The organism is Bacillus cereus group sp. BcHK124, from assembly GCF_027712065.1.
Classification (GTDB): Bacteria; Bacillota; Bacilli; order Bacillales; family Bacillaceae_G; genus Bacillus_A; species Bacillus_A pacificus.
In genome coordinates this window covers 11,573-26,850 of sequence record NZ_JAQFPJ010000013.1, presented here as the reverse complement: position 1 = coordinate 26,850, position 15,278 = coordinate 11,573, and the positions used below count along the sequence as shown (strand labels likewise).

Sequence of the window (15,278 nt, the reverse complement as noted above, 5' to 3'; positions counted from 1 at the left end):
GTTAATATTAACTGATTTAAAAATAGCCCTTGTTACTATTAAATTCCTTCCAATGATTAAGGAAGGAATTTATAGTTCAATTATACATGTTCCTTTTGATTGTTTATATGCATATCGTATTTTGACCAAAACTATATGCAAATGAGGTGAAAAAATGCCCATTACGAATCGATTTTCTACCACTACTAACGGGGCACTTGCGATTACAGGGAACACACTAGGTTTAAGTAAAATTAGTAACCAAAACCGTGCTGGTACAATCGGGGCAATTGGTGCATTCGTAACTACGAATACCGCTTTACAAGTACCTACTTTTCCTGCTGGTACAACGTTAAACTATACACAAAATAGTTCTACCGCTGTATTAAATATCCCTGCTGGTAGTACGATTCTTTACGCAGAACTCGTTTGGGGTGGAAACTATTTATCTCGTGATCAAAACATTACGAGTGTTTTAGGAAACCCTGTTTCTTTTACTACACCTGTTTCAACATACCCAATTACCCCTTCGGCTGTTACAGCTTCAAATCAAACTTTCGTTTCTGGATCTGTCACATTTGGATTCTATACACGTTCTGCAGATGTAACATCTCTCGTTCAAGCTGCTGGATCTGGCTCTTATACAACTGGCTCTGTCCCTGGACTTGTTGATCCTTTAGATGCTTCTAATGGGGCTATCAATTCTTCTGGATGGACGCTCATTGTCGCTTATCAAAATGGGACATTGCCAGCAAGAAACTTAACCATTTATGTAGCGGGTAACCGTGTTTCTGCTGATACCGGTAGTGCAGATGTAGCTGTTTCAGGATTTTTAACACCTTCCGGAGGACCTGTAAGCGGACGATTATTTTTGAGTTCTACCGAAGGGGATGCTGATTTAATTGGGGATCAGGCTCTATTCGGACCAAATTTCAGTTCATTAAACGCTTTATCCGGACCAAATAATGCCATAAATAATTTCTTCGGTTCCCAAATTAATAATGCTGCAGGAAACTTAGATACAACAGGGACATTTGGAACGCGAAATCAAAGTGCTTCTTCAGGTACAAACATCTCTGCAGGAAGACAAGGCTGGGACATTACTTCCATTGATATTTCTCCCTATTTAACAAATTCTCAAGTATCTGCCGCAATCCGTTTAACAACTAACGGAGATGCATACATGTTAAATACAGTCGGTTTACAAATTAATATAAACTCACCTAATATACAAGCAACGAAAAGCGTGAATAAAAGTGTAGCTACAATTGGAGACATTCTCACTTATACAGTTACTATCCCTAATACCGGACTTCTTCCCGCCAATAACGTTATTTTGACAGACATTCTCCCTAATGGGACTTCCTTTATACCTGGCACTGTAATGGTAGATAACATACCACAAACAAATGCAAATCCTGCCGCTGGTATATCTCTTGGAACAATCAATAATGGTGCTTCTCGTACAGTAACTTTCCAAGCGACTGTCGTTTCTCTGCCAAATCCAAATCCGATTTCTAACACTGCTAATATTACATTTCAATATACACCAATCGCCGGTGGAACGACCTTTAACGGTCTTGCAACAAGCAACTCTGCTGGAACACAAGTTAACCTCGCAGATATTAATGGCACAAAATCAGTTAATAAACTTTTTACCGATATTGGTGAAACGCTAACTTACAGTATTGCCTTAGCTAATATAGGAAATATCGCTGCAACAAATGTTATATATACGGACCCGATTCCTAGCGGGACTACTTTCATTCCAGGGAGCGTAACTGTGAACGGAGTTACCCAAGCTGGCGCAAATCCCGCTACTGGTATATCAATTGGATCTATTGCTGCTAATTCTACGACTACGGTTTCATTTCAAGTATTCGTTCCTTCTATCCCGCAAACAAATCCCATATTAAATAGTGGTACAACAACTTATCAATACATTCCTGTGCCAAATCAACCGGCAGTAAGCGGGACTGATACGACGAATATTGTCTCCACTCAAGTGAATAATGCTACTGTAACAATGACGAAAGCAGTAGATAAAAATTTTGCAGATATTGGTGATATACTAACGTACACCGTTTCCTTTACAGGTACAGGTAATACGAATGCAAACAATGTTATTTTTACAGATGTCATTCCTACTGGAACAACTTTTGTTGTAAACAGTGTAACAATTGATGGCACGACACAAGTGGGCGCAAATCCCGCTAACGGTGTGAACATTGGATCCATCCCAACTGGTACAACAAAAAATGTTTCATTTCAAGTAGTAGTAAATACAATACCCGCGTCAAACGTCGTATTTAATGGATCAAGCGCTTCTTATCAATATACCGTCAACCCTAGCCAATCACCAGTTACAAAAAACATTTCTTCTAATCTCGTTTCCACTCAAATTAATAATGCGAATGTAACATTAACAAAATCAACTAACAAACAATTTGCCACAATTGGCGAAACGATAAGTTATACAATCCTTATTACAAACAGTGGAAATACAGCTGCAACTAACGTACAGCTAACAGATTCACTTCCAAATGGAACGATATTAACACCAGGTTCGGTAACACTCAACGGTGTTTTACAAAATGTAGATTCACTCGTTTTCGTACCTATTGGTACAATACCAGGAGGAGCTACTTTCACCTTATCCTTTCAAGTAACAGTCATCAATATTACGACCCAAAATCCTATCATTAATAACGCCTTCGCTTCTTATCTATATACTGTAAATCCAAGTTTGCCACCGACTTCAAAAACAGCAAATTCTAATTCTGTTACATCAACAATTAGACTAGCAAATCTCCATGCTAATAAATCTGTAGATAAAACGTTTGCGGAAGTTGGTGATGTATTAACTTACACCTTTGCTCTTACTAACGATGGAAATGTTGCAGCGAACAATGTATTACTATCTGATTCAATTGCGAATGGAACCGCTTTTGTCCCAAACAGCGTTATAGTTAACAGTGTTACTCAGCCAGGCGTTACACCAGCTAGCATCAATATTGGTAGCATCAATGCTAATACTACAATTACAGCTTCATTCCAAGTAGTAATCACTAGCATTCCAAATCCAAACCCTATTTCAAATAGCGCTTCCATCTCCTATAACTTTATCGTTGATCCAAACACTTCACCTGTAAGTAAGAACACTACTTCAACCACTACATTTACTCAAGTAAACGATGCAAATGTCATTTCAGCCAAAACAGTGGATCGAGCGTTCGCTACCGTAGGGGATATATTAACTTATACTGTTACTTTGACGAATGCAGGAAGTGTTTCTGCTGATAGCCCTACTTTCGTAGATACGAATCCAGACGGTACTACCTTTATTCCAAATACTTTTCTTATTAATGGTGTACTTCAAAATAACGCAGATCCAAATATAGGTGTTCCACTACCTTCCATTGCTGCTAATGGCTCACTTACTGTCTCTTATCAAGTAACCGTCACCTCTTTACCAACACAAAATCCAACATTAAATTCATCTAGTACACAGTATAGCTTTATTCTAAATCCGGGCGATCCACCAACTATAGAAACATCTGTAAGTAACACTGTAAGTACACAAATTAATTTAGCAAATGTAGTGATTGTCAAAGAAGTAGATTTAACTATCGCCGATGTCGGGCAACCAATCACATATACAATTTCTTTAGCTAATCTTGGCAATACTACAGCAAATAATGTTATTGTTACCGATATAATCCCTAATGGCTCCACTATCGTACCAAATAGTATTTTTATAGGTGGTACTTTACAACAAGGTGCAGACCCTAGTACCGGTCTTCAAGTCGGCTCCATTCCTTCAGGTGGTTTTACAACGATTGTTTTTCAAATAAGTGCAAATAGTTTACCTTCACCAAATCCAGTTCAAAATAGCGCTGCACTTCAATATAGCTTTATCGCAGATCCAAGTTTACCTGCCGTTGTCAGAAACGCTACTAGCAATATAGTAACGACGCAAATTAATACTGCTAATATTGTTGCCACAAAACTAACAAGTACAAATTTCGCTGATGTTGGCGCTGTCATAACGTATGCAACAATTTTAACAAATAACGGCAATATCCCTGCTTCTAACGTAACGTTTACAGATATCATTCCAGCTGGTACCATCTTCCTTCCTAATACTGTAACGATTAACGGTGTCCCTATAGCAAATGCAAACCCTGCTAATGGCATTTTAATTGGGACGATAGGAGCGAATTCATCACGTACTGTTGCATTCCAAGTTTCTGTACCAACTATTCCTAGTCCAAATCCGATTACGAATCAATCGAGCACTACATTCCAATACACATACGACGCATCCAAATCAGTTGTAACGCAGATGGTGGCCTCTAACACCGTACAGACAACTATTAATAACGCTACGATTGCCGCTGTAAAATCGGCAGATAAACACTTTGCTAACGTAAATGATATTATTACGTATACAACTACTTTAACGAATAACGGGAACACACTTGCATCAAATGTAATTTTTACAGATGTAATTCCAAACGGAACATCATTTATTCCTAATAGTGTAACAGTAAATGGCAATACACTTCCTAATACAAACCCAGCAAGTGGAATTGCAATTGATCCAATAAACCCTAATACAAGTGCAACAATCTCATTTCAAGTAATAGTAAATTCCATTCCTAGTCCAAATCCAATCCCGAACCAAAGCAATACAGCGTACCAATATGTCATAGATCCTAACTTACCTCCAGCGTCCGCCAATGCGTTAAGTAACGTAATAACAACTCAAATTAATAACGCTACAATCGTCGCTACGAAGTCAGTGAATACACCGACAGCTGCAATTGGGGATATCGTTACTTATACGATTGCAGTTACGAACACAGGGAATATCCCTGCTAGCGCTACAGTTTTAACAGATGGACTCGGTGCAGGCGCCTCATTTGTGCCAAACTCTGTAACTATCGATAATATTCCGCAGCCAGGGTTAGATCCATCACTTGGTATTCACTTAGCAGATATTCCCCCAGGAGATACTGTATTCATTACTTTTCAAGCACAAATTTTAGCGATACCACCTAGTGGCACATTAACAAATAATGCTCTTGTAAATTATGAATATACCGTAAATCCAAACCAATCACCCGCTGTTGGTAGTACAGTTACGAATACGACGGTTACGCCAATTATTGATGCAACTCTTTCTATAAATAAAACTGTCAATTCAAGATTTGCTACTATTGGAGATACACTGACTTTCACTGCTATCATTACTAATTCCGGTAATACTACCGCAAACAATGTTATTTTTACAGATGTAATTCCAAATGGTACATCATTTATTCCAAACAGTTTTACGGTAAATGGAACAACTATTCCTAATGCAAATCCACAAAATGGTATCAATATTGGCAACTTGAATTCAAATGCATCTGCTACACTCAGTTTTCAAGTAAACATTACATCACTCCCAAATCCGAATCCAATCCCAAACCAATCATCGCTTCAATATAGCTTTATTGTAGGTATAAATGAACCGCCAGTTTCACGAACAGTTCAATCTAATAAAACTTTTACACAAGTAAATACTGCTTCCGTTATCGCAACAAAAACTGCAAGCAGTGCATTTGCTGCTGTTGGAGATACAATTACGTATACAACTACCCTCACCAATAGCGGAAATACTACCGCAAACACACCTGTTTTTATCGATATATTACCACCTGAACTTTCATTCGTTCCTGATAGCGTACAAATTAATACCATCCCACAACTTGGATTTAGACCAGATAGCGGGATTTCTTTAGACTCAATTCCAGTTGGAGGAACGACAACAATTAGCTTTCAAGCTATCGTTGGCTCAATACCAGTTACAAATCCAACTTTGAACCAGTCTAGCACGACATACTCGATCATTGTTGATCCTACCCAGCCGCCGGTGACAGAAACAGCTACAAGTAATCCAACTTTAGTTCAAATTAACGAAGCGATTATTCAAGCAACGAAAAGTGTGGATCGACTATTTTCTGACGTAGCACCTGGAAATTCATTTTTAACGTATACTGTTTTATTGGAGAATATAGGAAACACAACTGCTACGAATATCATTTTTACAGATCCGATTCCAAATAATACAGTGTTTATAGCGGATAGCGTTCGAGTAGGCGGGGTTTTATTACCTGGGGTAAATCCAGCGAATGGGGTACCAATTGGGGATATTATTGCAGGAGATTTTACAAACATTACCTTCCGCGTGCAAGTAGTTAGCATTCCAAATCCAATTTTCACAATTGGACCTGGGGGGCCAAACTCACCAGTTGTAAATGGCGCTTCTATTGATTATCAATTTATGACAGGACCTAATTTACCACTCGTTTCAAGAAGTACGACATCCAATCCGGTTTCGACACAAATAAATTCCGGAGAAATTACACTTGTTAAATCTGTAGATAAAACTTTCGCAACAATTGGCGATACAATTTCTTATACGATTACATTAAGTAACCCTGGAAATGTTACTTCACAAAATATAATTTTCACAGATATTTTACCTGACGGAACGACATTCATATCTGGCACTCTTACAAACGATTCTGGTACACAGCAGATCGGAAATCCAGCTAACGGGATTCAGATTGGAAATATAAATCCAAACGGAACGGCTGTGATTACTCTCAACGTACTTGTTACAAATATTCCAAGTATAAATCCAATTTCTAATTCTAGTTCTGTACAATTTTCACATGTGGTCGACCCTAGCCAACCTTCCGTATCACAAATGAATGTATCTAATGCTGTTTCGACAACTATTAATAGTGCAATTTTAACAACCCAAAAAAGTGCTGATAAATCTATCGTTTCAGTTGGAGATACGATTACGTATACAACTACTATTACAAATACAGGAAATACAGCCGCTACGAATATTACTTTCACAAGCGCTATTCCAGCTAGCATTACCTTTATACCAAATTCATTCACGATAAATGGCGTTCAGCAGTCTGGTGCACAACCAGCACTGGGAGTAACTATACCAAATATCGCACCGGGTGAAACAGTAACTGTTACTTTCCAAGTAAATGTTATTTCTGTTCCCCCTTCAAATTCGATTATGGGTAATGACACAATTTTATATTCTTATACTGTCGATCCAAACGGAACTCCTATTACAACTTCTATTTCAACAAATATCGTTACAAACCCGGTACTAGATGCTATGATAACGATGGTGAAATCTGTAGATCAAACACTTGTAACACTAGGTGATACCATTACCTATACGACAATTTTAACGAATAGCGGTAATACAAACGCTACGAATATTACTTTCACTGACCTCATACCAGATGGTACGACGTTTATAACTGATAGCGTTACAATAGATGGCATCACACAAATCGGGCTCAACCCTAATACAGGTATTACAATTGGATTAATTGCTCCTAACAGCTCAATATCTATAGCATTTCAAGTTACCGCTACTTCTACACCAGCCCAAAATCCTATTGCCAATTCCGCTACTGCTTCTTACACATTTATCGCTGATCCTAATGCCCCTATTGTTTCAAGGACCGTTACTTCAAACACAGTGTTCACTACGATTAATACAGCTACCATTCTTTCATTAAAACAAGTCGATAAATCCTTTAGTCGTATTGGAGACACACTCACTTATACTGTCGCTTTAACAAACAATGGAAACTCATCTGCGCAAAATGTTATATTCACAGATACCGTACCGAGCGGAACAGCATTTATTGCAGACACATTTTCTATTAATGGAATTCTTCAAAGTGGTGCAAATCCAGTGAACGGTGTAAATATCGGAACTATAACAGCTGGGACTACAGTAACAATTTCGTTCCAAGTTACTGTAACGTCATTACCAACTGAAAACCCCATTGTAAATTTCTCATCAACATCGTACCAATTAGTCTCACCGCCTGATGCAGAAACTTCAATTAGCAATCCTGTTTCAACGCAAATTAAAGAAGCACTATTATCCATGACGAAAAATGAAAGTGTATCCTTTGCAGATATCGGGCAAACTGCTTTTTACACTACTTCTATTTCGAATATAGGAAATACAGATGCAACTAATATTGTATTCACAGATGTATTACCAAATGGAGTCACATTTGTTCCTAACACATTAACTGTCGATGGTGTTTTACAACCTGACGCGAATCCAAATACAGGTGTATTACTTGCAACACTTCCGCCTAATGAAATATATAGTATCGTCTTTCAAGTTACAGTGAACAGCATTCCCCCTATTAATCCAGCACCAAATACAGCATCAACAACATATGAGTTTACTGTTGATCCTGTTAATCCTCCAGTATTAAGTGCGGCTACTTCCAACACTACGCTTCTTCAAATAAACAACGCGAATATTATAAGTACAAAAACAACAGATCTTACTTTTGCGGATGTTGGTAATACAATAACATTTACACTTAACCTCCCGAATACAGGGAATGTGACTGCAACTGATGTTACCGTTATCGATACGCTTGATAGCAATTTAACTTTTGTTCCAAACAGTTTCACAGTTAATGGGCAAACCATTCCAAATGCTGATTTATCTACTGGTGTAAATATCGGTTCAATTAACGGTGGTACTGCAGCAATTATCACATTCCAAGCTACCGTTACAACCCTACCAATCAACAACCCTATTTCTAATTCAGCTCTTACCACTTATCGTTATATTGTTGATCCAGACCAGTCACCTATTACAACTTCCAATCAATCTAATACAACGACAACACAAATTAATAGTGCTATTCTTACTGCACAAAAAAATTCAAATGTGTCAACAGTAGATATTGGGCAAGATATCATCTACTCCGTTACAATTACAAATAGCGGAAATGTTAATGCAACGAATGTTATTTTTACCGACGTTATTCCAGACGGAACTTCCTTTGAACCAAATAGTTTTACACTTAATGGAACTATTATCGAAAATGCAAACACCATTACAGGTGTCCCAATTGGTGATATCGCGCCAAACGAATCTGCCATTGTAGAATTTCATATTACTTCAAATGAAATCCCGGCTATTAATCCAATTACGAATCAAGCTAGCGTTAGCTTTCAGCATATCGTTAATCCAGATAATCCTCCTGTTTCAAAAAACATTACTTCAAATAGTGTTATCACAACAATTGAAAGTGCTATTTTAACTACTACTAAAATCGGTGATAAAGCTTTTGCAACGATTGGTGATACAATTACGTATACAACTACAATTACGAATACTGGAAATATCCCTGCCAATAACGTTATTTTCTCAGACCCGATACCATCGTGGACACAATTTGTTGCCGGATCCGTTATTGTTGATGGCACTCCATTACCATCCACTTCTATTACCAGCGGTATTGGCATAAATACGATCATTCCAAATCAAACTGTAACAATCATATTCCAAGTTCAAATCGTAAGCAATCCATCAACATTCACACCTGAACTCCAAAACTTAGCATTTGTTAACTTCCAATATAACGTAGGCAATGCATTACAGGCTCAGCCTGGCAATGTGGAAACGAACGTCTTCGTTACTTCTATTCATTCAGCAATACTTTCAGCTGTAAAAACTGCTAGTACAGCCTTTGCGAATATTGGAGACACGATCACTTATACAGTTTTAATACAAAATAGCGGCAGTACAAACGCTACGAATGTAAATTTCTCAGACCTCATTCCAGCTGGAACGACCTTTATTGAAAATAGTTTTGCCGTAAATGGAAGTACCATTCCAGGTGCAAATCCAAATAACGGAGTTAATATCGGAACCGTTAGTACGAACAGTTCCTTAACCGTTACTTTCCAAGTCATAGTTACATCTACTCCGCCTTCAAACCCAATTACAAACGTTGCATCCGTTCAATACGAATTTCTTGTTGATCCGACTTCTCCTCCTGTTACAGGCACAATTACTTCTAATAGTGCTTCTACACAAATTAATAATGCTACTGTTACAACGGTTTTAGAAGCAAATCGAACAATTGTATCTATCGGAGATATAATTACGTATACAGCAACATTAACAAACACTGGAAACTTCCCTGCAAACTCGGTATTACTCATTAACGGTGTTCCTGAAGGGGCATTATTTGTTCCCAATAGTGTTACGCTTAACGGAATTTCACTTCCAGATGCAAGTCCAACTCTCGGTATTCCAGTTGGCATTATCGCACCAGGTGATTCTGCTACAATTACGTTCCAATTTCTTGCAAACTCTATTCCGCCACAAGGAGCAATTATAAATCAAGCACTTACAAGTTACACATATATTGTCGATCCAAGTCAACCTCCAGTTACAGCAACATCTTCATCTAATACGGTTAATACAGCTGTCGTTGATGCATCACTATCTGTAATTAAAAATACAGATTCCCTCGTACAGTCTACTGACGGTACAATCACTTACACTGTAGTCGTTCAAAATAACGGGAATACAACTGCAAATACAGTTACTTTAACAGATTTGGTCCCAGAGGGAACTGCATTTATTCCGGATAGTGTGACCATTAATGGTGTTTCAGCTCCAGGTACTGATCCAAACGTAGGGATCTCATTAAACTCCATTGCACCTTCGGAAATCGTCACCGTCACATTCCAAGTTATCGTTCAATCCATTCCAAGCGTGAATCCAATTTCTAATATAGCTCGTATTGACTATACTTTTATCGCTGATCCAACTGCTCCTATCATCTCTCGAACAATTACGTCTAATCCAGCTTTCACACAAATTTCGGATGCGAATGTTCTTTCTTTAAAAGCAGTCAATGCACAACAAGCAACAACAGGTGATATTTTGACCTATACGATAACGCTAGAAAATACCGGAAATATTCCAGCTACGAATCTCATATTTTCAGATACGCTTCCAGAAGGGACTACATTCGTAGACAATAGTTTTACACTTAACGGAACAACTATACTTGGTGCCAATCCAAATGTAGGTGTTACTTTGCCTAACCTAGCAGCAAACGCTACTCACCTTATTGCTTTCCAAGTTCTTATTAACGATCCATTCTCGCAACAATCGATTACAAATCAATCTAATACAACATATACAATTCAACCAGATCCAGGGCAACCGCCTATTACTGAAACATCTACAAGTAATATTGTCATTACAAATTTCGTGCAAGCACAATTAACAATTACAAAAACGTCCAATCCAATAACTGTAGATATTGGCGGAACTATACTTTATATTTCTGAAGTGAAAAATAGCGGCAATGTTGACGCAATAAATATTATTTTTACAGATTCGATTCCAGTTGGGACTACATTCGTTCTCGACAGTGTCACAATTAACGGTGTACTTCAGCCTGATGCAAATCCCGAAAACGGAATACCAATTGGAAAGATTCCACCAAACAGTTCCAAAACAATACTATTTCAAGTACAAACAAATAATCCACCTACTGAAACCGAAATTGTAAATCAATCTTCAGTAACTTACCAATATATAAGTATTCCTACAGCTCCACCAGTGAATCGCTCTGCAAATTCTAACATTGTTACAACATCACTTCAAAATGCGAATATTATTTCCGTTAAAAGCGCAGATGTAACTTTCGTCTCCATCGGGCAATTTATTACCTACACAAATACACTACAAAATATCGGAACGGTTCCAGCTAACAATACGGTGTTCATTGACAACATTCCAGAAGGGACAATATTCATTGAAGATAGCTTATCAATAAATAATGTCATTCAGCCTGGTACGAATCCTGAAAATGGAGTAACTCTCGGCACGATACAACCAGATGAAACAGTCACTATTTCATTCCAAGTACAACTTACAAATATACCTGAAGACAATACAGTCATTAACATCTCAGACACTTCATATGAATACCAAATTGACCCTAGTTCTCCAATTATTCAGCGTAGATCATTATCAAATACAGTAAACACGGAAGTCCGTACAGCAAATGTTAGTGCAATTAAATCTGCTAACAGATCCATTACACGCATCGGTCAAATTATCACATATACCATCGCAGTTACAAATGCTGGTACAGTACCTATTACAAATACTCTCCTAATTGACGCAATCGCTGCTGGCACCACATTCGTTCCAGATAGCATTCTTGTAGATGGCATACCAAGACCTAACGAAAATCCAAGTACCGGAATCTCACTTAATATTATCCTTCCAAACAATACAATTATCGTTACATTCCAAGTAAATGTAGACTCGATACCTTCTCAAAATAACATGAATAATATCGCCGTCATCCACTATGAGTATCAGCCAGACCAAAGCTTACCACCAATTTCAGAAACGACATCTTCCAATACTACAAATATACAATTTATTGATGCCATTCTTATCGCTACAAAATCCGCTAATACAGTATTAGCTAATATTGATGAAACTATTGAATATACAGTACTCATTCAAAATAACGGATCCACTACAACTAACTCCATCTTTTTTACTGATATTATAGAAGATGGAACAGTATTTATTTCGGGGAGTGTAACAGTTAACAACACTGTACTTCCTGCAGCAGATCCGAATATCGGCTTTTCCATCCCGAATATCACATCAGGTCAAGTAGCTACAATAACATTCCAAGTTTCGGTTACGAATTTACCTGCTGCAAACCCAACACCTAATACTGCAAACATCGTCTACGACTTTATTTTCAACCCTGACTTTGCACCAATTCAAAAATCGACTACTTCCAACACTACTTTCGTTCAAATTAATGATGCTGATATCGTTTCACTTAAAACTGTTGATTTGACTTCTGTAACAATTGGTGATGTTTTAACTTATACAACAACTTTAACAAATACAGGGAATACGGATGCTACTGCTCTTGTATTTACAGACAATATTCCTGGTGGAACAACCTTTATAGACGGTAGCGTTTTAGTAAATAACATTCCGCAGCTTAATGCCAATCCAAGTACCGGTATATTGTTAGGAACGATTGCTCCTAACATTTCTATCCCAGTCACATTTTCTGTTACTGTCGTAGCGCTTCCAGCTAGTGGTCGTATTCAAAATCAATCCACTTCTCGTTATACAATTAATAGCGAAGAACAAATATCAACTAGTAATATTACCTTCACTGAAGTTATTTCTGCTAATATAATTGCAACAAAAACAACGCCTATCCAATACGCTGACCTACAAACGATTATCCCTTACACTATTTCCATCACAAACAATGGGAATATACAAGTGGAAAATATTATCGTTACAGATATCATCCCAGCAAATACGAGCTTTATAGAGAATAGTGTTATTGTGAATGGAAGCGCTCGTCCAAATGATAATCCACTTAGCGGGATACAACTTGATAACATTCCGCCTAATACGACAGCAACTATTCTATTCCAAGTACGGGTTACTTCAATTCCGCAAACAAATCCAATCTCTAATACGAGTACAATTGAATACCAATACACGTTACCAAACCAGCCGCCTATTACCGAAACTATTATTTCATCAGCTGCCGTAACAACAATTAATCATGCGACTTTGAATAGTAATAAAACTGTTGACCTTGCATTTGCAACGGTTGGTGATGCGTTAACGTATACGATTACACTAAATCAAACCGGTAATGTTGCAGTAAATGATGTAATCATTCAAGATATTATTCCTCAAGGTACTACGTTTATAGAAAATAGCGTCATTGTAAACGGAGAAACTCTTCCAGGAGTGAATCCAGTAAGCGGCATACCAATTGGTACTATAATTGTAGATGGAGATGCTATCGTTTCATTCCAAGTAACTGTGACTACTATTCCAACACCAAATGAACTAAACAACAACGCAATTACTACTTTTAACTATATAGTCAACCCAAATAACGTACCCGTTACAAATACGACTACAACAAATACCGTCACAACTACTGTCCAAAATGATAATGTCATTGCCATAAAATCTGTTGATGTAACGAATGCCTTACCTGCTCAAACTTTAACGTATACAATTACGATTATGAATAGCGGTAATGTAACGATTGAAGACCTTCTTGTTATAGACACCATACCAATAGATACGACTTTTGTTGCTGGTAGTGTTACGATTAACGGAATCAATCAGCCTAATGAGAATCCGGAAAATGGTATTACGTTAGGAAATCTTGCTCATAATGACTCTGTCATTATTACGTTCCAAGTGACAATATCTTCTTCTACTCTTCAACCTACAATTAATAACGATGCTACTGTTTCCTATACCGTTATCATTGATCCAGATGAACCACCTATTACAATTACAAAGCAAACAAATACCGTTACAACAACATTAATCGAGCCAATAATTAACATTGAGAAAACAGCAGACAAATCTATCGTCGTTATAGGAGATGTTATTACATTCACATTAGAGGTATTTAATGATTCCACAATTCCGACAATTAGTACTTCTGTTATAGACACAATTCCAGCTGGTACAACATTTATAGAAAACAGCGTAACTATTAACGGTACTTCGGTTCCAAATGTTCGTCCAGACACTGGTATTAATATTGGTTCTTTATCTGCAGGTACAGTAGCAACTATAACATTTCAAGTCCTCGTAACTTCTATTCCTTCAAACAGTACAATTATAAATTCTGCAACAGTTACCGCTGCTTTTCAATTGACACCACAGGATCCAATTATTACTTTCATTGTTAATTCAAATATTGTTCGTATACCAGTTCAATTTATAACTACAACAGTCACGAAAAATGCTTCCGTCAGCTCAGCTTATTTAAATCAATATTTTGATTACACGGTACGCATTACAAATACTTCCAAAATTTCACTCTCAAATATTTCGTTACAAGATACTATTCCAGCAGGTTTACAATTTATAAACGGCACTGTCTTTATTAACGGTGAACGCTCTCCACTAGCGAATCCGAATATCGGTTTCCTAGTTGCCACTAATTTAGAGCCAAACGAAACAATTATCGTGTTATTCACAGTACAAGTAATAAGTCCACCTGTTAATAATGAGTTTAAAAATACGGCCAATATTTCGTTACAACTTCAAGTCTCGCCTACCGATCCACCAATTACAGTAACCGTTACAAGTAACGAGAACATCGTCACCTTTGTTCCAGAAAATCCAGATGAAACACTTCCAAATTTAAATTGCTTCTTTGACGGTGAACGCTTCATTCGCATTACTCCTCGAAATATAAGAAATTACCTTTGGGCTTGGATTTGGTGGCAGTAATTAAATAAAAAATAAAAAGCTTGTAATTTGGATGTTATCCAAATTACAAGCTTTTTTGACATGGTACCTCTAGTTACTTAATCTATTTCAA

General features: G+C 37.4%; 1 protein-coding gene. It reads left to right on the top strand.

All coding sequences use genetic code 11. The annotated features are described in order from the left end of the window. The first annotated feature begins 154 nt into the window (after positions 1 to 154). Positions 155 to 15,187, top strand: coding sequence for a beta strand repeat-containing protein (locus PDK19_RS18320; protein WP_001123145.1), 15,033 nt, complete (start codon positions 155 to 157; stop codon positions 15,185 to 15,187). Positions 15,188 to 15,278: the final 91 nt, after the last annotated feature.

What these genes read in the sequence shown, in the direction of transcription:
- PDK19_RS18320 (WP_001123145.1), top strand. Translation starts at nt 155, where the DNA reads ATGCCCATTACGAATCGATTTTCTACCACTACTAACGGGGCACTTGCG.